This window comes from Dysgonomonas sp. Marseille-Q5470, assembly GCF_951230145.1.
Lineage (GTDB): Bacteria > Bacteroidota > Bacteroidia > Bacteroidales > Dysgonomonadaceae > Dysgonomonas.
This window is the reverse complement of record NZ_CATNVE010000001.1, coordinates 48999-72315: the sequence shown is the minus strand read 5'-3', so window position 1 is coordinate 72315 and position 23317 is coordinate 48999. Positions and strand designations below refer to the sequence as shown.

Sequence of the window (23317 nt, the reverse complement as noted above, 5' to 3'; positions counted from 1 at the left end):
TATTAACTAATTAATAACAAAGATGCTGCAAGAATTTACATTAAACAGGGGTCGTGCTATCATCAATTTCTCTTTGAAGTATTGTGATAACAGACAGAAAATTTTAAGTAGTTACGCGTTTCATCGGGTGGTTGAATCCTTTATTTTCAGAATAAAGAAAGATAACCAGATTATTTACGATTATTTTATTAAAGATTTCAAAACTGATGAAGAGCTCACCTTGTCTTTGATAGAGGTGATGAAGCTTTTGACTGTATGTGAAATAGATGAGCTTTTGGTAGTAAATAATAAGTTTGCTCCATTCTTTAAGGATAAAGGCTTGTTTATAGAACTTATAGAAATGCTGTATAATTATTGGAGAAGGCTGGAAAGGGTTACTGTTGTTCATAATAATCGCATGGGTGATGGTCTTCAAAATGTGCGCTTTGTGCAAGCAAACCAACTTCTTAATGAGTTGATACTATCTATCTACAGACGTACAGAAGAAACCGTAATGGGATACAGTCATAGCGTATACCGTCAGACTATCGCAGGGGCGAATGCAGGCTTGATGCTTAACGATATGCAATGGAATTGCCCGATTGAATATAAGGGGCTTGCATCTATACCATTTATAGGAACAGTCGTTATCAATCCTCCTTATATTTCATATACGAAGAAGAACACCAGAGATGGTATCTTCCAGGAACATCAAACAAATCCATTGGCTAATTTGATTCTGAATGAGGATGAGTGGTTTTTGTACCCTGCAAAAGTTGGTAACTTGTTAGCTTTTGTCTATTTCCATAAAGATTTTATGTGTCATGGTTTAGGTCTTGCTAACTTGTTTGAGCTGGCTAAAGGCAATGATTATGTAGGTAAAAAACCCGATTTGATTTACGTATTTGGATATCCTGACGGCTATGAAGAAAAACGTACTTTCTATCATAAGGATAAGAAGAATGATATATTGATCGGTTATGCTAATTATTGCGATGATATCGACTATTTTGGTTATATGAAGAAGATGCTTCTTACGCTGCATAATATCAAGCAAATGGAAAGAGGAAATCTGCCTATTCACGGGGCTATGGTGAACATTGCTCTGAAGAATGGTAAAGAAGCGAATATTATCATAATGGGAGATAGTGGAGCCGGTAAATCTGAAAGTCTTGAAGCTTTCCGCACACTCAACGAAAAATATATACGTCACATGCGTGTAATATTTGATGATATGGGATATTTGCAATTTGAAGCAGACGGACAGATAAAAGGATATGGAACTGAGATAGGAGCCTTTGTCCGTACTGACGACTTAGATCCTGCTTATGCTTTCGCTCAGCTTGATAGAGGTATCTACACCAACCCCGATAGAATAAATGCACGAGTAACCATTCCGATATCTACTTATGAGGTTATATCGAGAGGGTATACGATTGACTATATGCTATATGCTAATAATTATGCCGAATCGGAAACAAAGATCAGTTTCTTTGAGGATGTTGATAAAGCAATAGAGGTTTTTGAAGACGGAGCAAGAAAGGCAAAAGGAACAACAACCGAGAAAGGGCTTGTTAAGTCTTATTTTGCAAATCCTTTTGGCCCTGTGCAAGAAAGAGATAAAGCCGAAAAGCTTGTACGTAAATTCTTCCTAGCTTTAGACGAAAGTGATGCAAAAATAGGAGAAATGCATACTTCTCTGGCCATTGATGGTAAAAGCAAAGAAGGTCCACGTGAAGCGGCTGAAGAGCTTTTCAGTATTATCAATGAGTAATTTGCAGTAGCTGATATTTAAAATAAAACAGGATCGATATTCACGAAGAAATCGATCCTGTTTTTTTTATGCTTAAATTTCTGATATTATTCTCCGCCTACAGTCAGCTTGCGCACTAAAACCGAAGGTAGCCCTTGTCCTACAGGTACACTCTGTCCGTCTTTCCCACAAGTCCATGTGCCTTCATCTATCTTCAGATTATTACCCACCATTGTAATGTCGGTGAGGACTTTGGCTCCGTTTCCGATAATATTTATATCTTTTATCGGTTGAGTAAGTTTCCCGTTTTCAATTAGATAACCTGTTTTTACGAAAAAGGTGAAATCTCCTGCTCCGATTTGTACCTGCCCATTGGTGAAATTATCTACATATACGCCTTGTTTAACTGACGCTATAATGTCAGTTTCGGGAATGCTTCCGTTTTCCATATATGTTACCCGCATACGGGGTAGGGGAGCATAACGGAACGATTGTCTTCGTCCGTTTCCTGTAGGTAATACATTATAATGCTTGGCACTTATTCGGTCGTGAAGATAGCTTTCCAAGACACCATCTTTCACAATATACGTTTTTTGAGTTTCCACTCCTTCATCATCAAAATTGATTGTGCCTCGGGCATTGTCTATGGTGCCGTCATCCACAACATTTATGTCGGATGAACAGATTTGTTTTCCAAGTTGATCGGAAAATATAGAGATATTCTTTCTGTTAAAGTCTGCCTCGAATGTATGGCCTATCGCTTCATGTAATAAGATTCCCGAACTTCCTGCACCCATCACTACAGGCATCTCACCGCCTTTGGGTTTTATGGCTTCAAACATCAGAGAGGTTTGTGCAACGGCTTCTTTTGCTAAAGTCTCTATCAGATCATTGTTTAAATACTCAAAACCTTTTCGGTAGGCACGTGAAGCATATCCGTTTTCTATCTTGCCGCCCTGTTCCATTGTACAAGATCCAGACATAAGGCTCATTGGGCGATAATCCCAGGTAAGGATACCCTCTGAGTTAAAGAATAGAATATAAGACGTAGAATCGTTCAGGCTGACAGACGCTTTGATGACCCGAGCGTCTAACTCGAAAATTCGATCATTCAATTTTTGAACAAATGATTTTTTGTCTGCTACAGAAATGTCAAGCCACGGCCTTTCTATTTTATAGTGGTTTCTGAAATGTTTCTCTTTTATCTCTATCGGAGTTATTCCTTTTGACCGAATAGAGGCTATTCCTGCGGCTGTTTTTGCAGCTTTCAGTAGTTCTGTTATTTCGGTGTTCTCTACATAAGCATACCCTGTCTGATCTCCCGAAACAACTCGTATTCCTACCCCAAAATCTATATTCGAGGCAGCACGATTTACTTCTCCATCACGGAGTGATATGCTATTGCTGAAAGTGTGCTCAAAAAATATGTCGGCATAGTCAGCACCTTTACCTAGAGCTTCATTTATTACTTTAAGCAAGTTATTCTCCGTTATGGAGAAATGATCTAATATATTTTGTTTGTTCAAATGATCTATCATATTATAATTTCTCTGCGGATTCTATTTTCTTAAATTTATTTATCTGCCATATAAACAAAGCTGCGGTCAGTAAAGTTGCCGAAAAGTCAGCTGTTGGCAATGAATACCATACTCCGTTTACTCCGAAAAATTGTGGTAATATAAACAGGGCTGGCAATAATAATAGGAACTGGCGGGTAAGGCTTAATAGAATTGATTTTCCAGCCATACCTATACATTGGAAAAAGTTTGTAACCACAATCTGGAATCCGACTAGTGGTAGCATAATCGTTACAATCCGTAAGGCTTTTGCTGTTTCGGTAGCTAAAGGTGGCGAAGGATTGAACGGTTTAACTATCATGTCCGGCAACAACACGCCTATAGCTAAACCTATGCAGCCAATAGCCACGCCGACTTTTATTGTGTAAAACAAGGTTTCTTTAACTCTCTGTATTCTTTTGGCTCCATAATTGTATCCTACAATAGGCTGCATTCCCTGAGTAAGTCCGACCATAATCATTACAATGATCATTATCAGGGTATTTGCTATGGCATAAGCTTCGATAGCAATGTTTCCCCCGTAAGTTTTCAGATTATTGTTGATAAAGAATACGACGATAGACGCTGCAACTTGTATGAAAAACGGAGACATACCGATGCTTGCCACCGCCCATACTATTTTTTTGTTTAAGCCAATATGCTTTCTTCGCAAACGCAACATGCTATTTTTGTTCATGAAGTGGTACATGACAAAACATAATCCGATAAACATTGAAATGATAGTAGCTATCGCAGCTCCTTTTATTCCCCATTCGAACCAGAAAATAAAAATTGGAGCTATTATAATGTTGGCTATAACGCCGATCAGCATTGTATACATTGCCTTCTGAGGATAGCCCGAAGCGCGCATCATGCTATTAAAATTGAAGCACATGGTCAGAAATATATTGCCGGGCAGGTAATAAAGTAAGAATTCTTTCGCATACGGAAACGTTTCTTTTGTGGCTCCGATTCTTAATAATATAGGATCGAGAAAAATAAATAACGTAGTAACAAGTACTCCTGTGAATAAAAGAGTCATAAGGAACGAGTTTCCTATTATCTTTTCTGCGGTTTCTTTATCTCCGCTACCCAAGCATATTGAAATACGGCTGGCAGAACCTGCACCTACAAGCATACCCACGGCGGCGGTAAGATTCATTATCGGCAAAACAATACCAAGCCCGCCAATGGCATGGTCTCCCAGATTAGGCCCGTGTCCGATGTAAATACGGTCAATAATGTTATACAAGGCATTCACCATAGTTCCTACTATGGCCGGCAATGCGTACTGCCAAAGAAGTTTACTTATTTTTTTGTTTTGTAATTCATCAATGTTAGCTGTTTTTGACATCTAAAAAGCATTTAACTGTTAAGGAGTGATTCCTCCCATCTTTTGAGCGTGCAAAGGTACAAAAAACACTACCATCGGCGTTGTTTTTTACATAATTAAGTATTTAACTTTGTTAATTTGAGGTTAAGCCTATCTAGTGTTTATTTACCTTTTATTACTTCTAGAAATTCTGATGGGGTAACGAATTTTACATTCTCCGATTCTAAAAACTCTACTATTTTCACAAAATTTTGCCATTGGTTTTCGTTCCAACTATTTGGATGCCCCTGTAGGTAGAAATAATTTAAATCTTTCGATTTTTCGCGATAAGCCTTAAGGAATTCATCATAATTCGGGTTATGTACCGGATATTCCATATCTAGAGTGTTGGGTAATACATATCCTTTGTAGTAGACGGGAGATATAGGACTTCCTAATGTCATTTTTATTTGAGGAAATTGAGCTAAGGCTTTGTCTGTGTTCGTGTTTGTGCTGCTCCAGTGAGGTCCCCATACCCGAAGCTGAAGTCCGAGTTTGGCTTTTGCAAGTCTGTCTGTCAACTGTAGAGCTTTGAACTGTTGCTCGTAAGTGCCTTCAAATTCGCCTATTGTATCGCCTTTGGTGCGGTTATAATAACCATGATTCCAGAATTCAATGAAACCTCTTTCTGCACGGTCGGTAATCCATTTGAAGTAAGTCGGGTTGTCTTCGGCAAGAGAAAATCCAATTATACCAAAACCTGCTTTTAGCTTTTTGTTTTCTATATAATCTGCGACACGTTGCCAGCGAGGGGTAACAACTCCTTCTGTGCCTCCTGCAGTTACATCATCTAGCTTTAAAATCACAATTTTCTGGTTTTGAGAAAATGCAGTATTTGTCAATGATATGGCACAGAACAATAGAAGCAGAGAAAATAATATCTTTTTGTTGTACATTCTTTCAGGTTTTTATGTGTAAAAATTAGAAAGAATAAAGAAACAAAATATAATTTTCTTTTCCTGTGTTTTGTCTCTTGATTTTTATATCCTTGTTAAATTTTGAATCGGAATGTGTTGTCTCTCAAATTTAAGTGAAAAATAAGATGTTTGTTTTCCATTATATTTCTTAACTTTGCGGGGTTATTCGTGTGCGAAAATATTATTAAAATAATAAAAATCTGAGGATAGATTAATAATGAATATATTGGAATTAAGCGAACAGGAGATAATTCGCAGACAAAGTTTAGATGAACTAAGAGCTTTGGGAGTAGAACCCTATCCGGCTGCATTGTATGAGGTAAATGCATATTCGAAAGAGATCAAAGAGAGCTTTCAGGATGATGCGGATAAGCGTTATGTGTCTTTAGCGGGACGTATAATGGGGCGTCGTATTATGGGTAAAGCTTCCTTTATGGAATTGCAAGACTCGGAAGGACGTATACAGGTTTATATTTCTCGAGATGATCTTTGTCCGGATGAAAATAAAGAGCTTTATAACACTGTCTTCAAGAAATTGCTCGATATTGGCGATTTCGTTGGTGTTAAAGGATTTGTTTTTCGCACTCAGATGGGCGAAATATCCGTACATGCCGAAGAATTAACGGTTTTGGGGAAATCGCTTCGTCCTCTTCCTGTCGTAAAAGTAAAAGATGGTGTTACCTATGATGGTTTTACCGATCCTGAGCAACGTTATCGTCAACGCTATGTTGATTTGGTTGTTAACGACAACGTTAAAGATGTATTCCTTAAAAGAACAAAAGTGTTCAACTCTATGCGTGAATTCCTTAATGGACATGGATATATAGAAGTTGATACGCCTGTGCTGCAAAGCATTCCCGGAGGAGCTACAGCTCGTCCTTTCATCACTCATCATAATGCACTGGACATTCCTCTATATCTGCGTATTGCAAACGAACTGTATCTAAAACGCCTTATTGTAGGCGGGTTTGATGGAGTATATGAGTTTTCTCGTAATTTCCGCAACGAAGGTATGGACCGTACGCATAATCCGGAATTTACAGTAATGGAATTCTATGCCGCCTATAAAGATTATAACTGGATGATGGACTTCACAGAGAGGATGTTGGAGAAGATCTGTACAGATGTTCATGGTACAACTAAGGTAAAGATGGGCGATAAGGAGATAGACTATAAGGCTCCATATCCTCGTGTTACGATGATTGACTCTATCAAACATTTTACAGGTTTTGACATTAGTGGCATGGATGAAGATCAGCTACGTGATGTTTGTAAACAGTTAGATATAGAGCAAGATGCAACTATGGGCAAAGGAAAGCTGATAGATGCCATCTTTGGTGAAAAGTGCGAAGGAAACTATATACAACCTACATTTATAATAGACTATCCGGTAGAGATGTCTCCGCTTACAAAGAAGCATCGCAATAATCCCGAGCTAACAGAGCGTTTCGAGCTGATGGTTAATGGCAAGGAATTGGCGAATGCATATTCTGAGCTGAATGATCCGATTGATCAGCGTGCTCGTTTCGAAGATCAGCTCAAATTGTCTGAAAAAGGAGACGATGAGGCAATGTTTATCGATCAGGATTTCTTGCGTGCATTAGAGTATGGTATGCCTCCTACAAGTGGTATCGGTATCGGTATGGATCGTTTAGTGATGTTTATGACCGGTCAGGAAAGCATACAAGAAGTGATGTTCTTCCCTCAGATGCGTCCCGAAAAAGCACCAAAGAAAGATGTTGTATCAAAATATAAAGAATTAGGAATAGCTGAAGATCTTGTCCCTGTACTACAAAAAGCAGGATATTTTACTGTCGAAAGCATGAAAGATGTCAATTCACAGAAGATAAGACAAGATATAGGCGAAGTCAATAAAAAATATAAACTGGATTTAGCACTACCTTCTGTGGACGAAGTAGAAGGATGGGTGAAAAAGCTTAGCTAATCCCCTTGTGTCTAATTAAAGTATGAATGAATGAGTTTTCCCGGTAAAATAACAATATTTGGAGGTGGTACATGGGCTACAGCCCTTGCCAAAATTATGCTTAATCACGAAAAGCATATAAACTGGTACATGCGCCGTCCTGAACAAATAGAGGATTTTAAGAAAACAGGACATAATCCTTCTTATCTTTCAAATGTTGAGTTCAATCTGGATAGAATTACATTTTATTCGGATATTACACAAGCAGTGGAAGATTCGGATACAATAGTTCTTGCTGTACCTTCTCCTTTCTTGAAAAGTCATCTTGAAAAGTTGAATACAAGTTTGGCGAATAAATTTATTATTTCAGCGATTAAAGGTATCGTCCCTCCTGAAAATTTGCTTGTGACAGATTATCTGGAGCAATACTATAATGTATCGCCTCAAAATATGGCGATTGTGGGAGGGCCTTGTCATGCCGAGGAAATAGCTTTGGAACGATTGACTTACCCTACTATCGCTTGTGCCGATATTCAGAAGGCAAATGCGATTGCTCAAGTCTTTAATAATAGATTTGTGCGGGCTTCGGTGTCGAATGACGTTGCGGGGATTGAACTTGCCGCAGTCCTGAAGAATGTATATGCGATTGCGTCAGGAATTTGTCACGGTCTGAAGTATGGCGATAATTTTCAGGCGGTATTGGTTTCCAATGCTATATCAGAGATGGAACGCTTTGTTGATATCGTTTCTCCTATCGAAAGAAGGATACAGGATTCTGCTTATTTAGGAGATCTTCTTGTAACTTGTTATTCTAGTTTTAGCCGCAATCGTACCTTCGGTGCAATGATTGGCAAGGGCTATTCGGTAAAAGCTGCTCAGGTAGAGATGGAAATGATAGCGGAAGGTTACTATGGCACAAAGTGTGTAAGAGAGATCAATGAAAAATATAATGTGGATATTCCTGTTGCAGATATGGTTTATCGTATATTGTATGAAAATTCTCCTGCACATTTAGAAGTGAAAACATTAAGAGAACAGATACTAAAATAAAGAAACAATATGGATAAGGTTATCAAATTAGACATTAGCAAAACATTAGGCTTTATAAGCCAAGCTGATATCAACAGTCAGGCAGCTCTTGCTAAAAAATGCAATGAGGCTCTTCACGATGGATCAGGCAAAGGAAATGATTTTCTAGGCTGGCTCAATTTGCCATCTTCTATTACAGATGCACAATTAAAAGATATTGAAGATACAGCAGCTGCATTGAAAGCCAAATGTGAAGTCATTGTATTGGTGGGTATCGGTGGAAGCTATCTTGGATCAAGAGCAGTTATCGATTCTTTATCAAATGCATTTGACTGGTTACAGAAAGATCGTAAGAATCCTGTTATTTTGTATGCAGGAAATAATATAGGTGAAGATTACCTTGTTGAGCTTTTAGCCTACCTGAAAGGTAAAGCTTTTGGAATTATCAATATTTCCAAATCGGGAACAACTACAGAACCAGCTTTGGCTTTCCGTATACTGAAGGCAGAATTAGAAAAAGCTGTAGGTAAAGAAGAAGCTAAAAACCGTATTGTTGCAATCACAGATGCGGCTCGCGGAGCTTTGTATACGTTGGCAACAAAAGAAGGTTACAAGAAATACGTAATTCCTGACAATGTAGGAGGACGTTACTCTGTATTGACTCCGGTTGGGTTACTTCCGATAGCATTGGCTGGTATCGATATTCGTCAGTTAGTAGCCGGTGCGGTTTATATGGAAAAAGAAACAGCACCAAGTGTGTCATTCGAGAAGAATATTGCTGAAATATACGCCGTTACTCGTAATGAGCTGTATAAAAAAGGCAAAAAGATAGAAATCCTTGCAAACTTCAATCCTAAATTGCACTACATCGCAGAATGGTGGAAGCAGCTTTATGGAGAAAGTGAAGGCAAAGAAAATAAAGGTATATTTAATGCTGCTGTAGACTTTACTGCCGACCTTCACTCGATGGGTCAATGGATTCAGGAAGGTGAGCGTTCTATTTTCGAAACTGTTGTTTCTGTGGCTCAGCCAAACGAAACTTTGACAGTACCGACTGATGAGGAAAACCTTGATGGGTTGAACTTCCTTGCAGGTAAAAGAATAGACTTTGTAAACAAGATGGCAGAGTTGGGTACTCAGATTGCTCACGTTGACGGAGGTGTTCCGAATATAAAAGTAGAGTTGCCTAAACTGGATGAATATAGTATCGGACAGTTACTTTATTTCTTCGAAAAAGCATGTGGTATAAGCGGTTATATTCTTGGCGTAAATCCATTCGATCAGCCGGGAGTAGAGGCGTATAAGAAGAATATGTTTGCTCTTCTCGATAAACCGGGTTTTGAAAAGGAAAGCGAAGCAATTAAGAAAAGATTATAAAATAAGCTGTTAGCCGATAGCCTTTAGCAATTTGCTAAGGGCTGTTTGCTAAAAGCTAAATACTAGAATATGGAAAATAAAAGGCACTTGCTGGGTATGACTATGGAAGATTTCTATGGTGTAGTGGGTGAGTGTGGTTTACCCAGATTTTCTGCCAAACAAATAGCAGACTGGGTTTACAAAAAAAGGATAACATCTATCGATGAAATGACGAATCTCTCTGTCGCAAACAGAGCTTTGTTGTCAGAGAAATATGATATAGGGCGGTATAACCCTCTCGAATTTCAACAATCTGTAGATGGTACTGTAAAATATTTATTCAAAACGGAAAAAGAAAAGCTGATAGAAGCCGTTATGATACCTGAGGACGATCGGGCAACGCTTTGTGTGTCTTCTCAGGTTGGTTGTAAAATGAATTGCTTGTTTTGCATGACCGGAAAACAAGGGTTTAATGGAAATCTAACAGCAAACGAGATATTGAATCAGCTCTATTCTGTTCGCGAGGCAGAGAGCTTGACGAATGTGGTTTTTATGGGAATGGGTGAGCCTTTGGATAATTATGAAGAACTGAAAAAGACACTCGAGATAATGACTGCTGATTATGGAATGGCGTGGAGTCCGAAGCGTATAACGGTTTCTACAACAGGTGTAACACCCAAGTTGAAACGTTTCTTGGACGAGAGTAACGCTCATCTGGCTATCAGTATTCATAGTCCTGAAAAAGAACAAAGATTATCGATAATGCCTGCAGAAAAAGCATTTCCTATTACAGGGGTAATGGATTTATTGCGGCAATACGATTGGACAAAACAGAGACGATTGTCTTTCGAATATATAATGTTTGACAACTTCAACGATTCTTTAATTCATGCAAAAGAGTTGGCACAGATACTTAGGGGAATTGAATGTAGGGTAAATCTTATCCGCTTTCATGCGATACCTAATGTCGACTTGAAAACTTCTACTAAAGAGAAAATGGAGGCATTCCGCGATTATTTGACTAAAAAGGGAGTGACCAGTACGATTCGTGCATCTCGTGGAGAAGATATTTTTGCCGCTTGTGGTATGTTGTCGACAATAAAAGGGGATGCTTTAGCTGCTCCTAAAAAGAATTTAGAATAATCTATCAAGCAAAATAAAAAAATGACCCTCGTGTAGTCTTCCTTTATGGAAGTAGAGAGGCCTAAATATAAAGCTATGATTAAAGTAGGAATAACACAAGGTGATATAAACGGAATAGGCTATGAGGTTATATTAAAAACCTTCGCAGATATCCGTATGGCTGAAATCTGTATTCCCGTAATATACGGATCAGCCAAAGTTGCCGCTTATCATCGTAAGGCGATGGAGTTGCAGACAGTTGCTTTCAATCAGATAAGTGATGTAAAAGACGCTGTTGTAAATAAGGTTAATATCATCAATTGTATCAATGAAGAGACTAAAGTAGAGCTGGGGCAAGCTACTCCTGTTGCAGGTGAAGCTGCATACCAATCGCTCGAAAGAGCCGTCGCCGACCTTAGGGATGGCGCAATAGATGTTCTTGTAACAGCTCCTATCAATAAGCATAACATACAACGAGAAGACTTTAAATTCCCGGGACATACAGAATATCTGGAAGAACGTTTTGGGAAAGATCAGGATAAAAGTTTAATGATTCTGGTAAAAGACTCTCTTCGGATAGCTCTTGTTACAGGACATATACCATTGTCGGAGGTTCCTAATACATTGACAAAGGAAAAGATAGTGGAAACAGCTACTCGCTTCGAACGAAGCCTTAAAAGAGACTTTAGAGTGGGGCGACCTCGTATTGCAGTTTTGTCACTGAATCCCCATGCCGGAGAAAATGGATTGTTAGGAAATGAAGAAAACGAGATTATAATTCCTGCTCTGAATGAGTTGCAAGATAAAAAGATACTTTGCTTTGGACCATATCCGGCTGATGGATTTTTTGGTTCGGGCGATTATACTCATTTTGATGGTATATTGGCTATGTACCACGATCAGGGATTAGCACCATTCAAAACCCTAGCGATGGAAGACGGCGTTAATTTTACTGCCGGTCTGTCTATTGTGCGCACATCACCTGCTCATGGTACTGCATACAGTATTGCAGGGCAAAATAAAGCTTCAGAAGAGTCGTTCCGTCAGGCAATATATATGGCTATTGATACTTATGGCAATCGTATAGAATATGATAAAGCTTATGCTAATCCATTGAGAAAGTTATATGTGGATAAAGGCGGTGATGATAGTGTTGACCTGATAAAAGAAGCAGAAGAATAGTATTTTACCTCTTAGTTAAAATTTAGTTAATAAAAATGAATTACGCTATAATTGCTGCGGGAGAAGGTTCTAGACTTGTCCAGGAAGGTGTTACTTTGCCAAAACCATTAGTAAAGCTAAATGGGGTGGAAATGATTCGTCGGCTGATTGATATATTTCTCAAAAATAATGCTTCTTCAATAAGTATTATTGTGAATGAAGAAATGACTCAAGTGCAAGACTATTTGAATAATCTCGAATTGGGTATTCCTTTTAATGTTGTGATTAAGTCTACACCCAGCTCAATGCATAGCTTTTTTGAGTTAAGAGATTTTCTTCGAGACGGAAAATTCTGCTTAACAACAGTAGACACGATTTTTAAAGAAGACGAGTTTTCTAAATATATTCAAACATTCATAAATGATTCGGATAGTGATGGTATGATGGCTGTGACAGACTTCATAGATGACGAAAAACCGCTTTATGTGGATGTAAATGACCGTATGGCAATAAAGGGCTTTCTCGATCATTCTGATAATTGTAAATACATCTCCGGAGGTATTTACGGTTTGACACCAAAGGCGATTGATACGCTTGAGGCCTGTTTAGACTCCGGGCAAGCTCGTATGCGCAACTTTCAGAGACAATTAGTCGCCGACAATTTACAATTAAAAGCATATCCTTTTGAGAAAATAGTAGATGTGGATCATGCAGGCGATATTGTTAAAGCAGAGAAATTCTTAAACAATTAATATAAAAGAGATAGGGACATTATAAACACTATGTCAAAGATAAAAGTAGCAGGAATCAAAAGGAAAACAAAATTCTCTCCCAATCATATAGGCAATGATGGTATGATATTCAGTGAGACAGCCGAATGTTTAAGAAATATGGGATATGATGTAAGAGAATATACAGAAGACGAATTTATTTTAAGTGAAGAGAATGAGCGGTATATCTTCAATATGGCTCGTGATAAAACAACCATCCGCAAACTAAAGAAAAGAGAAGAGGATGGAGCTGTTATAATAAATCCCGGAACCGGTATTGAAAACTGCACACGAGAGGCAATGACTCGCTTGTTGTTGGAAAACGATATACCATATCCAACCAGCCTTATCGTAGATGTAACCGATGATCCGAGTCAAGAACTGAAGAAAATGACAGCGGATGCATATTGGATCAAACGAGGTGATTCGCATGCCATTCATAGAGAAGATGTAACCTATGCACGTAATATACCCGAAGTGAAATCAATATTAAAAGAGTTCGCTTTGCGTGATATTCCGAATGCAGTGATCAACGAACATCTTGTGGGAGACCTTGTTAAGTTTTATGGAGTGGCAGATACTGATTTCTTCTATTGGTTTTATCCTTACGATTTGAGTCATAGTAAATTCGGACTTGAAGCAATAAATGGTGAAGCGCATGAGTTTCCGTTTGATGTAGAGGCTTTGAAGAAAGCATGTGATAAGGCCGGCGAGATATTAGATGTTAAAGTATATGGAGGAGACTGTGTTGTAGACGAAAGTGGCTCTTTTAAAATTATTGACTTTAACGATTGGCCGAGTTTTGCTCCTTGTAGGAGTGATGCAGCACCTAAGATTGCAGAATGTGTTCATAAGCAGATTCAGAGAGATTTGCAAGGATAATTATAATAAGGTTATATTTGCATTATACGGAAAGTAGTTTGTAATAAAAGTAGTATCAATAAATTAAATGGATAATAAACAACCGACACTTGAATCTACTCTAAAATCAACGGATACAGAAGAGTTTATAGATATTCATTTCTATCGTCCGATCGGTTATCGTTGGGCTCTATTGTTTCAGAAATTAGGTGTTACTCCTAATGCTGTCACCATAGCAAGTATCTTCTTGGGGATAGGGTCTGGGATATGTTTTTATTTCGACAATATATGGATATCTCTATTAGGGATATTTTTACTTGTATGGGCAAACTCTTATGATAGTGCAGATGGACAGTTGGCTCGCATGACAAAGCAGTTTTCTGCTTTGGGGCGTGTCTTGGATGGTTTTGCCGGTAATCTGTGGTTCGCTTCCATTTATGTAGGTATTTGCTTACGCCTTTATCCTGAATGGGGTGGATGGATATGGGTTTTAGCTTGTGTTACAGGTTATTTCCATTCCAAACAAGCAGAGATGGCAGATTATTACCGCAATGTGCATTTACTCTTCCTTAAAGGAAAATCAGGAAGTGAATTAGACAATTCGGCCGAGCTTACTGCCAAATTTAAAGAACTAACTTGGAGTAAAAACTTCGGAGCAAAAATTGTATTGTTTTTCTATCGTAATTATACCACGGATCAGGAAAATCGATCTCCAAGACTTCAGGTTTTATTTCGATTACTCAGAGAAAGATTTGGAGATGTTGCTCCTGAAAGTTTTCGCAACGATTTCAGAGAGAAAAGCCTCCCTTTGATGAAATATACCAATATTCTTTCTTTCAATACACGATCTATCGCATTGTTTGTGTCTATATTATTGGGGTGGCCTTGGTTGTATTTTGTATTTGAATTAACTGTATTGAATATACTGCTTGTTTATATGGTAACAAGGCATGAGAAGATAAGCAAAGGCTTTGTTCTGGATATAAAGAGTGGAAAATACAATTAAAATAAGTTTTAGCATGTTTGATTTGTCAAAAGTAAAAGGGATTATCTTCGATTACGGAGGTACTATAGATAGCAATGGTAAGCATTGGGCTGAAGTTTTATGGGAATCATATTTGGATAATAAAGTTCCTGTAACCAGAGAACGGTTCCGTGAGGCGTTTGTATATGTAGAACGTTATCTGGCTGCTAACCTTGTTATATTACCCGAAGATAACTTTCATGTTTTACTGAAGAAGAAAGTAACTCTTCAAATAGAATATCTTTTGGAGAAGGGCTTTTTGGAGGAAAATGATAAGACAAAGATGTATAGCCTTGCAATTTCAGATCAATGTTATAACTTTGTAAAAGATTTAATTAGAAAGGAAGTTGATATACTTACAGCACTAAAAGACCGTTATCCAATGGTTCTGGTATCTAATTTCTATGGAAATGTACAGTCTGTATTAGGCGATTTTGACTTACTTAAATATTTTGATGATATTATAGAATCGGCTGTTGTAGGTATAAGAAAACCCGATCCCGCTATATTTGGATTAGGCGTTGAGAAGCTTGGTCTTCCTGGTTCTTCCATTGTCGTTATTGGCGATTCTTATACGAAAGACATTGTTCCCGCTACAAAAAATGGATGCCAAACTATTTGGCTCAAAGGCTTGGGCTGGGGTGACGATGACGAAAACGCTACGGCTGATATAATTATAACGGATTTCATGGAGTTGAAATCTATCTTTCAATTAGATTGAAAGGCAATACTTGAATACATTGATAATACTATAGAGTCAGTCTGACTATCTGCTTTAGTAATGGATACCGTTTGTATGGTAGAAAAGCCCGGGTTGGGAGAATAAAGTAAAACAGATCTTCACTGAAACTATACTATTATATAGGATTTTATGAATTCGGGAGATAATATCCTGATGAAGTAAAGTCTCCGGTTTAAAGGATTACTGCGGGTTGCAGTGTATTTTAAAAATTAATTAAAAATGGAAAAAGTACAAGTGAAAGAAGCCAAGGGTAAACTTGGTATTCTAACAATTGGTGTTGGAGCTGTTGCTACAACATTCATGGCAGGAACGTTATTAACACGTAAAGGACAAGGTGTTCCTGTAGGTTCAATTACACAGTTAGCTACAATGCGTCTGGGAAAAAGGGAAGAAAATCGCTTTCCGAAGATTAAAGACGCTGTGCCTTTAGCAGATCTTAACGATGTTGTTTTCGGTGGATGGGATATCTTCGAAGAAAACGCATACGAAGCTGCAGTACACGCAGATGTGTTGACAAAAGACGACCTGAACAAGGTGAAACACGAAATGGAAGCAATCAAACCAATGAAAGCTGTTTTCGATCAAGACTTTGTTAAACGTTTACACGGTACATGGGTGAAATCAGCTCCTACTAAATGGGAATTAGCTGAACAAGTAAAACAAGACATCCAAGATTTTAAAACAAAAAATAATTGCGATCGTATCGTAGTTATCTGGTGCGGAAGTACTGAAGTTTTCACTCCGCTTGGTGAGGTTCATAAAACATTAGCAGCATTCGAAAAAGGACTTAAGGAAAATCATAAAGATTTGGCTCCTTCAAACGTATATGCTTATGCAGTAGTGTCGATGGGTATTCCATATATCAATGGGGCGCCAAACCTTACAGTAGACATTCCTGCTATGTGGGAACTAGCAGCTAAAACTCAGACTCCTATCTGTGGTAAAGACTTCAAAACTGGTCAGACTATGTTGAAGACAGTATTGTCTCCAATGTTCAAAACTCGTATGTTGGGTCTTAACGGATGGTTCTCAACCAATATTCTTGGAAACCGTGACGGAGAAGTACTCGATGATCCGGGTTCATTCAAAACGAAAGAAGAGTCGAAACTTTCAGTTATAGACAATATTCTTCAACCTGAATTGTATCCTGAACTTTATGGAAATGTTTATCACAAAGTACGTATCAATTATTATCCTCCTCGCAATGATGACAAAGAAGGATGGGATAACATTGACCTATTCGGATGGTTGGGCTACAAAATGCAAATGAAAGTGGACTTCCTTTGTAAAGACTCTATCCTTGCTGCTCCTTTATGTCTTGACCTAGTATTGTTCTCCGATTTGGCGAAACGTGCAGGTATGAGTGGAATACAAGATTGGTTGTCTTTCTACTTCAAGAGCCCAATGCATGAACCAAGTAAGATTGCAGAGCACGATTTGTTTATCCAATATGTGAAGTTGAAAAATACACTTCGTAAAATGATTGGAGAAGAAACTGTAGATTTTATTGATTAAAATAATAATCTTATAATACTGAAAGACTGTCTAGATTAATCTAGACAGTCTTTTTTAGTTTTCAAGGTCATTTCTATTTCTTTTTAACTATTATAAAATGACGTCCATATTGATAGTTATACTCTGGAGTAGGATTGGCTCTATCTGTATAAAACCAACCATTTTGATAATTAATGCCTTGATAACTAGCCCCCCATCCCCAATTCATATGGAAGTATCCAGTAGTTTCTGTAAATCCACTATGGAATACGTATTCTGGAGTTCCAGGCTTATTTGGCATAAACAAATCATTACTTAGCATAGCTACAGCATATTGGGTGCTTGTAGCCTGATAACCATCACAAACCCATGCATGTCCATTATAAGGAATTTCGAAAACAGGAACTAGATCTCTTTTTCCATCCATGTAAATAGGCCTTTTAGCTCTAATTTCAGAAATTACGTCATACTTACTGTTAAAGTCAAAATCTTTTAGTATAGCTGTATATCCTAGTTTGTTAAATGCTTTTACGGCTTTATTATGATTAGAAGCCGTGCCGTCACTTTTATATTCTACTTCGCAGTAATTACGAACATCCTTTATAAATCTAGATGTTTCAGAACTTCCATAACCTGTGTTGGAATCATAATAACTTGATATCTGGTTCCAGTTGTAGCTATTAGGCCATTGGTGATAGTTCGCTATTTGAGCGACAGCGATGGGAACACATCCAGCCAGTTTATTTGGAGCATCGACATTGAACGGAGCTCTCTGATTCCATGTCGTACGCATCAATGGACCTATATTTTCAGAGGTACGTTTTATAAGTAATAGATTTACGCTGTTACAATCGTATTCTGGATAAGTGTGATTGCAAATGTCCTGCATAAATCCTGGATATTTATCTGGACTTATCAAATATTGAGCTGCCCCAAAGCTGTGACAATCGTATCCTTGAGCTGTCCATTTTTCGATTTCCTTTTGTCTAAGACTGTTGATGTCTGTAGAAGTATTCGCTTTTTCTTGCTTTTCAGATAAAGGTTTCTCAAATAGACTCCATTCTATAGCATACTTGAGCCTAAGGCTATCGGATGTATTGCTAATAGAATATTTAATATTTTTTTTATACGAATCGAGAAATAATTCTATGCCACTATTTAGATTATTTATATCAAAATTTCCTTCATTGGAATAAGCTAGAATGGGTTGATACTTTTTAGTAGCACTAATGAGGATAAAACCATTGTTGCTTTGATAATTTATAATATAGAATAGAGGATTATCTAATGAGTCTTTTACAGTAATTACATTTGAAGAACTTTGAGATTTTGTTTTGAATCCTTTATTTTCTTGAGAAAAAAATAACAGAGAAATATTGGAAGCATCTTCAGGTGTTATTTTAGCCGTATTTCTATCAATTAATAAGGGATTAGATAGATCTTTAGTCTGTTTTTCTTTTTCAGACCTAATGATTTCTAATTCCTCAGAACAAGATGTAATAAATATAAATAACAACGTTAGCAATAATGATTTTTTCATAAATTTAAAATATAGGTTAGTAATAGTTAAATGTCTCGAGTATATCATATCAGTATAAAATTGTTTTCCTGTTTTTTGTTACGAAGTTATATAAAATAGAGAGACTTGAAACATCTAGTGAAATTGATATGACTTTTATTAAAGTTGTTGTCTGGTTAGATATTTGTATGTCAGAAGCTTTGTGTATATTTAATGTCTTTTAAATATGACTTTTATTATATTGTGGATTATCTTATAATGAGGGGATTCCTTTCTCAATCTTCTAAGTGTTATGCCTTTTTCTTATCGCAGTTAAAAATGATTATAACTAAATTCTAAAATCCTTAGTGTTTTTAAATTATAGCTTGTGGTGGAAAATGTATTATTATTTTAATTAAAATTTTATTTATAATTCATATTAACTGTCAATTGGAGGAAGGAAGGGGGCTTTCTGCTATAACTCTGTGGTTTAAAAGAGAAGAGGATAACCTTAGAAAAAAGTTATCCTCTTTTTAGAAAAATATATAAATGTAAAGTTCAATATTGCCTGCTCCTAGTATGTTGAAGCAGATAAAGTTCCTATATTTATTAGAACATTATTTTTTTGATTATGTTTATTGTTTTCGACTTGAAATTTAGTTAAATGAAAATAATAGATAATTTATGTTTATATTTCTTATCAACTGTAATTTCCTTAGCATAAAATAGACTAATAGTCAGGGATAAATTAGAAATCCAATCTCATGGAAATAAGTTTTTATGTATATTTGTAGGCTTTAGTTACTCATTAAATTAACTCTCGGGATGAATATAGCACTTATAGGATATGGTAAGATGGGGCATGAGATAGAAAAGATAGCCCTGAAAAGAGGTCACAATATTGTATCAATCATTGATATGAACAATCTGGAGGAGTTTAATTCTCCGGCATTCAAAAGTGCTGATGTTGCAATCGAGTTTTCTACACCTGATAGCGCCATACAAAATTATCGTAAATGTTTTGAAGTTGGTGTTGCTGTTGTTGCAGGAACAACAGGGTGGTTAGAACATTTGGACGAAGTAAAGAGAGCTTGTGCTGAACAGGGAAAAACTTTCTTTTATGCTTCTAATTATAGTCTTGGTGTTAATATCTTTTTTGCCCTGAATAAATATTTGGCAAAGATTATGAATAACTATCCAAGCTATGAAGTAAAAATGGAAGAAGTACATCATATCCATAAATTGGATGCACCGAGTGGAACGGCTATCACGCTGGCTGAAGATCTTATAAAGGAGGTTGACCGCAAAGAACGTTGGAGTCTGGAAGTAGAAGAAAAACAAACAGACTTGCCTATACATTGTATTCGTGAAGGAGAAGTTCCCGGAATACATGAAATAATATATGAGTCTGAAGCAGATATTATAAGTATAAAGCACGATGCTAAAAGCCGTGTGGGTTTTGCTCTTGGTGCAGTGTTGGCTGCCGAATTCACCAATGGTAAAAAAGGATTCTTAGGAATGGGTGATATGCTCAAATTTTAAAATAAGATATGGAAAAGAACTCTTCGAATCAGCAAAATAAAAGAGAACGTCGCAAACCGGGAATGAAGCAATGGATATATGCCATTCTAGCAAGTGTTTGCTGTGTTGCGTTTGTTATCTGGACCGGGTATTGGGCTGTATTGATCCTGATCCCTGTTTTTATAGATATATACATCACTAAATTTGTTCCTTGGGGTAGATGGAAACAATCTAACAATCGCCAAGTGAAGAGTATCCTCGATTGGGTCGATGCTATTCTTTTTGCACTGGTAGGAGTGTATTTTATAAATACTTTCTTTTTCCAAAACTATCAGATTCCATCTTCATCCTTAGAGAAATCTCTTTTGGTCGGTGATTTTCTATGTGTAAGCAAACTGAGTTATGGGGCACGTTCTCCAATGACCCCGTTTTCGTTACCATTGATGCAGCATACTTTTCCTTTCTTCGGATTTAAGTCGTATCTTGAAAAACCTCAGCTAGAATACAAGCGATTCATGGGGACAGGACATATTGAGCGAAATGATATAGTTGTTTTCAACTATCCATCGGGAGATACTGTGGCTTCAAAATTTCAGGAGGTAGATTACTATGTTTTGTGCAAAGAAGCCGGAAGAAGCCAAGTTTGGACAAATAAGAATACATACGGAGACATCCTTTATCGCCCTGTAGACAGACGCGAAAATTATGTAAAACGTTGTATAGGATTACCGGGAGAAACAATCTCTATTTTAGGTGATACCGTTTATATCAATGGCAAACCAATCCAAAGCCCTGAGAAGATGCAATTGTTGTATTGTGTGCAAACGAATGGGACAGATATCTCTTCGGCTGCTTTCGATGATTTGGGCTTAAGCCAGGAAGACAAAAAGAGAATAGGGATGTATCAGGACTTGAGCGAAGTAGATAGCCTTTCGTATGTGAGGGCAATTTTCCCTAAAGCTAAAAATGGAAATCCGGGACTCTTATATACCGGTGTAAATATGACTAAAGAAATGGTGGAGGAAATGAAACAAAAGCCATTTGTAGAAAAAGTAATTCCTTTAAACCAGTTTTATAAGTTGGCTAATAGAATGGGGCAAAAGTTTGTACAGCCTACTATTTATCCTATCACTTATGATATGCAAACACAACCCGGAGATTTGCATCCTCTATGGATACCTAAAAAAGGTGAAACAATTAAGTTTGATACTGATGTAGATCGTAAGGTAGCAACATATATACGTTGTATAAAGAATTATGAACTAAACGATTTTGACTATCGTGATGGAAAAGTTTACATTAATGGGCAGCAGGCTGATTCTTATACATTCAAATTGGATTATTACTTTATGATGGGAGACAACAGAGATAATTCGGCCGATTCGCGTGTTTGGGGATTTGTTCCTGAAGATCATGTTGTAGGTAAACCTTTGTTTATATGGCTCTCTTTGGATAAAGATAAGAACGGAATACGCTGGAACAGACTTTTCACATCCGGCAATAAAAAATAATAAGCTAAAATTGGGGATTGAAAAATGTCTTCAAAAAAGAAAAATATCTATACATATTTGGGCAAAGTGATTTTGATTACTTTGCTCATTGTGTTATTTATACGAACTTTTTTTGTAGAGTCATATACTATATCCTCATCTCAGATGCAAACCTCTCTTCTGGAAGGTGATCAGGTACTTATTGATAAAACATCATATGGTATTCGTTTGCCTATCACAATATTAACTATTCCGTTTACTTTTGATAAAATATTTGGAGTTCGTTCATATCTCACATCTATAGAAGCTCCTTACAAAAGAATACTCGAGAAAAAGATTGAAAGAAACGATATTGTCTTGTTCAACAATCCGATGGATATTGGTAAGCCCTTAGATAAAAGGGATCTCATCGTCAGCCGTTGTGTTGCAATGCCCGGCGATACCGTTTCAGTAGAAAGAGGACTTCTATCCCTTAATCGTATAAGTCATATTGCTTCTCCCGACCTTATGAATGAATACTCTATGCATATTCTCGCTTTAAAGGATATACAGGCTATAATGGAAGAGCATAATATTCCTATTCGTAGCTTGAAGCATAGAGCAGATACAATAAGTATTCTCCTGAATAAATTAGAAGCTTTTATTATTAATGAAAATATAGAAGACTCCACTGTGTCTATATGTTGTAAGACCGATACAACTCAAAATTATCATTTGATAGTACCGTCGAAGGGTAAAGTGATAAATGTTAATGCCTTGAATATTAACATGTATAAGCAGCTAATACTACAAGAGCAGGAAGGTAATGCCCATGTTATTAATGATAAGTTATACATCGGGGGAAAAGAGCAGACAACTTATACGTTTCAAGACGATTACTATTGGATGTTGTCAGACAATGCGAAAGATGCATTAGATTCTCGGATGTTGGGCTTTATCCCTTTTAAGAATATAATAGGCAAAGTTCGTTTTATCTGGTATAGCACCCATAATGGAAACTTAAGAAAAGAACGTTGTTTAACTTCTGTAAATTGATCCTGTAATGAATATATATCTTTCATCGGCTTATTTAGCGCCTATTCAGTATTATGCAAAATTTGTACAGGGAGACCATATATTTATTGAGCAGAATGAGAATTACACAAAACAGTCGTATCGCAATCGCAGTATGATTGTTTCGGCTAATGGGCCTATTCCTTTATCTATTCCTGTCGTTCATTCATCTTCCGAAAAAATATTGACGAAGGATATTCGTATTGCTGATCATGGCAATTGGCAGCATATGCATTGGAATGCGATTGTTTCTGCTTACAACTCAACTCCTTTCTTCGAATATTATCAGGATGATTTTTATCCGTTTTATCATAAGAAATATTCTTTCCTGTTCGATTTTAATGAAGAACTTCGGGGTCTTATTCTGGGTTTGCTCAATATAGAATTGCCTGTAATAGAATACACCTCTGAATATAAGACGGCATTTGAAGACTATGAATTCGATATGCGGGATGTGATTCACCCAAAGAAAGATTTGTCGCTTGATCCTTCCTTTGTGTCAATTCCTTATTATCAGGTTTTTGAACAAAAACTAGGGTTCGTGGAAAATATGAGTATTGTGGATTTGCTTTTTAATATGGGAAATGAAAGTCAATTGATTTTGAATAACTCTTTCCACAGATAAGCATTCTGTTAAAGTATTTTATAACCCTATTTACCTATTTATCTATAAAACATCGTATTTTTGCGTTAAA

The 23317-nt window shown here is 37.0% G+C and carries 19 protein-coding genes; 15 read left to right on the top strand and 4 right to left on the bottom strand.

The annotated features are described in order from the left end of the window. Positions 1 to 22 precede the first annotated feature (22 nt). Positions 23 to 1753, top strand: a complete 1731-nt coding sequence (locus QOX35_RS00335) for a phosphoenolpyruvate carboxykinase (protein ID WP_135105689.1) — start codon at positions 23 to 25, stop codon at positions 1751 to 1753. 86 nt (positions 1754 to 1839) lie between these two features. Here QOX35_RS00335 and QOX35_RS00330 read toward each other — a convergent pair whose 3' ends face one another. From QOX35_RS00330 to QOX35_RS00320, 3 genes are all read right to left on the bottom strand, one after another. Then, positions 1840 to 3270 carry a TldD/PmbA family protein gene (locus QOX35_RS00330; RefSeq protein ID WP_283685339.1) on the bottom strand — a complete coding sequence of 477 codons (1431 nt, stop codon included), beginning with the start codon at positions 3268 to 3270 and terminating at the stop codon, positions 1840 to 1842. A gap of 1 nt (position 3271) precedes the next feature. Then, the gene (locus QOX35_RS00325) at positions 3272 to 4642 is read right to left on the bottom strand and encodes an MATE family efflux transporter (protein WP_283685338.1); all 1371 of its coding nucleotides are present in this window, start codon (positions 4640 to 4642) and stop codon (positions 3272 to 3274) included. A gap of 140 nt (positions 4643 to 4782) precedes the next feature. Then, entirely contained in the window at positions 4783 to 5466 is a 684-nt protein-coding gene (locus QOX35_RS00320; RefSeq protein WP_283685337.1) for a polysaccharide deacetylase family protein, read from the bottom strand. Positions 5467 to 5794: 328 nt separating this feature from the next. On the opposite strand from QOX35_RS00320, the gene lysS reads away from it, so the two are divergent. The 10 genes from lysS to QOX35_RS00270 all read left to right on the top strand — a co-directional run bounded on the left by lysS (position 5795) and on the right by QOX35_RS00270 (position 17081). Next, positions 5795 to 7522: a lysine--tRNA ligase gene (gene lysS / locus QOX35_RS00315; protein WP_283685336.1), complete on the top strand. Its 1728-nt coding sequence runs from the start codon at positions 5795 to 5797 to the stop codon at positions 7520 to 7522. Between the two features lie 30 nt (positions 7523 to 7552). After that, entirely contained in the window at positions 7553 to 8551 is a 999-nt protein-coding gene (locus QOX35_RS00310) for an NAD(P)H-dependent glycerol-3-phosphate dehydrogenase (protein WP_006841900.1), read from the top strand. 9 nt (positions 8552 to 8560) lie between these two features. Further along, positions 8561 to 9907, top strand: a complete 1347-nt coding sequence (locus QOX35_RS00305) for a glucose-6-phosphate isomerase (protein WP_283685335.1) — start codon at positions 8561 to 8563, stop codon at positions 9905 to 9907. A 69-nt stretch (positions 9908 to 9976) separates the two neighbouring features. After that, a complete protein-coding gene (gene rlmN / locus QOX35_RS00300; RefSeq protein ID WP_283685334.1) occupies positions 9977 to 11029 on the top strand; it encodes a dual-specificity RNA methyltransferase RlmN in 1053 nt (350 codons plus the stop codon). A gap of 75 nt (positions 11030 to 11104) precedes the next feature. Continuing rightward, positions 11105 to 12190 carry a 4-hydroxythreonine-4-phosphate dehydrogenase PdxA gene (gene pdxA, locus QOX35_RS00295; protein WP_283685333.1) on the top strand — a complete coding sequence of 362 codons (1086 nt, stop codon included), beginning with the start codon at positions 11105 to 11107 and terminating at the stop codon, positions 12188 to 12190. Between the two features lie 35 nt (positions 12191 to 12225). After that, entirely contained in the window at positions 12226 to 12921 is a 696-nt protein-coding gene (locus QOX35_RS00290) for a sugar phosphate nucleotidyltransferase (protein WP_283685332.1), read from the top strand. 30 nt (positions 12922 to 12951) lie between these two features. Further along, complete coding sequence (locus QOX35_RS00285) at positions 12952 to 13821, top strand: hypothetical protein (RefSeq protein ID WP_283685331.1); 870 nt, start codon at positions 12952 to 12954, stop codon at positions 13819 to 13821. Between the two features lie 67 nt (positions 13822 to 13888). After that, on the top strand, positions 13889 to 14806 hold the full coding sequence (locus tag QOX35_RS00280) for a CDP-alcohol phosphatidyltransferase family protein (protein WP_283685330.1): 918 nt from the start codon (positions 13889 to 13891) through the stop codon (positions 14804 to 14806). A gap of 13 nt (positions 14807 to 14819) precedes the next feature. Further along, on the top strand, positions 14820 to 15545 hold the full coding sequence (locus tag QOX35_RS00275; protein ID WP_283685329.1) for an HAD family hydrolase: 726 nt from the start codon (positions 14820 to 14822) through the stop codon (positions 15543 to 15545). A gap of 240 nt (positions 15546 to 15785) precedes the next feature. After that, entirely contained in the window at positions 15786 to 17081 is a 1296-nt protein-coding gene (locus QOX35_RS00270) for an inositol-3-phosphate synthase (protein ID WP_283685328.1), read from the top strand. Positions 17082 to 17154: 73 nt separating this feature from the next. On the opposite strand, the gene QOX35_RS00265 is transcribed toward QOX35_RS00270, so the two are convergent. Continuing rightward, positions 17155 to 18585: a C10 family peptidase gene (locus tag QOX35_RS00265; RefSeq protein WP_283685327.1), complete on the bottom strand. Its 1431-nt coding sequence runs from the start codon at positions 18583 to 18585 to the stop codon at positions 17155 to 17157. A 798-nt stretch (positions 18586 to 19383) separates the two neighbouring features. On the opposite strand from QOX35_RS00265, the gene dapB reads away from it, so the two are divergent. The 4 genes from dapB to QOX35_RS00245 are packed head-to-tail and all read left to right on the top strand — an operon-like array spanning position 19384 to position 23247. Beyond that, positions 19384 to 20100: a 4-hydroxy-tetrahydrodipicolinate reductase gene (gene dapB / locus QOX35_RS00260; protein WP_135105714.1), complete on the top strand. Its 717-nt coding sequence runs from the start codon at positions 19384 to 19386 to the stop codon at positions 20098 to 20100. 8 nt (positions 20101 to 20108) lie between these two features. Continuing rightward, a complete protein-coding gene (gene lepB / locus QOX35_RS00255) occupies positions 20109 to 21590 on the top strand; it encodes a signal peptidase I (protein ID WP_283685326.1) in 1482 nt (493 codons plus the stop codon). A 24-nt stretch (positions 21591 to 21614) separates the two neighbouring features. After that, positions 21615 to 22604 carry a signal peptidase I gene (lepB, locus tag QOX35_RS00250; RefSeq protein WP_283685325.1) on the top strand — a complete coding sequence of 330 codons (990 nt, stop codon included), beginning with the start codon at positions 21615 to 21617 and terminating at the stop codon, positions 22602 to 22604. A 7-nt stretch (positions 22605 to 22611) separates the two neighbouring features. Then, the gene (locus QOX35_RS00245) at positions 22612 to 23247 is read left to right on the top strand and encodes a WbqC family protein (RefSeq protein ID WP_283685324.1); all 636 of its coding nucleotides are present in this window, start codon (positions 22612 to 22614) and stop codon (positions 23245 to 23247) included. Positions 23248 to 23317 lie beyond the last annotated feature (70 nt).

Bases quoted from the DNA above. Each gene is read 5' to 3' on its own strand.
- lepB (WP_283685326.1), top strand. From the start codon at position 20,109: ATGGAAAAGAACTCTTCGAATCAGCAAAATAAAAGAGAACGTCGCAAA.
- QOX35_RS00280 (WP_283685330.1), top strand. From the start codon at position 13,889: ATGGATAATAAACAACCGACACTTGAATCTACTCTAAAATCAACGGAT.
- dapB (WP_135105714.1), top strand. From the start codon at position 19,384: ATGAATATAGCACTTATAGGATATGGTAAGATGGGGCATGAGATAGAA.
- QOX35_RS00310 (WP_006841900.1), top strand. From the start codon at position 7,553: ATGAGTTTTCCCGGTAAAATAACAATATTTGGAGGTGGTACATGGGCT.
- QOX35_RS00245 (WP_283685324.1), top strand. From the start codon at position 22,612: ATGAATATATATCTTTCATCGGCTTATTTAGCGCCTATTCAGTATTAT.
- lysS (WP_283685336.1), top strand. From the start codon at position 5,795: ATGAATATATTGGAATTAAGCGAACAGGAGATAATTCGCAGACAAAGT.
- rlmN (WP_283685334.1), top strand. From the start codon at position 9,977: ATGGAAAATAAAAGGCACTTGCTGGGTATGACTATGGAAGATTTCTAT.
- lepB (WP_283685325.1), top strand. From the start codon at position 21,615: ATGTCTTCAAAAAAGAAAAATATCTATACATATTTGGGCAAAGTGATT.
- QOX35_RS00275 (WP_283685329.1), top strand. From the start codon at position 14,820: ATGTTTGATTTGTCAAAAGTAAAAGGGATTATCTTCGATTACGGAGGT.
- QOX35_RS00325 (WP_283685338.1), bottom strand. From the start codon at position 4,642: ATGTCAAAAACAGCTAACATTGATGAATTACAAAACAAAAAAATAAGT.
- QOX35_RS00290 (WP_283685332.1), top strand. From the start codon at position 12,226: ATGAATTACGCTATAATTGCTGCGGGAGAAGGTTCTAGACTTGTCCAG.
- QOX35_RS00270 (WP_283685328.1), top strand. From the start codon at position 15,786: ATGGAAAAAGTACAAGTGAAAGAAGCCAAGGGTAAACTTGGTATTCTA.
- pdxA (WP_283685333.1), top strand. From the start codon at position 11,105: ATGATTAAAGTAGGAATAACACAAGGTGATATAAACGGAATAGGCTAT.
- QOX35_RS00330 (WP_283685339.1), bottom strand. From the start codon at position 3,270: ATGATAGATCATTTGAACAAACAAAATATATTAGATCATTTCTCCATA.
- QOX35_RS00335 (WP_135105689.1), top strand. From the start codon at position 23: ATGCTGCAAGAATTTACATTAAACAGGGGTCGTGCTATCATCAATTTC.
- QOX35_RS00305 (WP_283685335.1), top strand. From the start codon at position 8,561: ATGGATAAGGTTATCAAATTAGACATTAGCAAAACATTAGGCTTTATA.
- QOX35_RS00285 (WP_283685331.1), top strand. From the start codon at position 12,952: ATGTCAAAGATAAAAGTAGCAGGAATCAAAAGGAAAACAAAATTCTCT.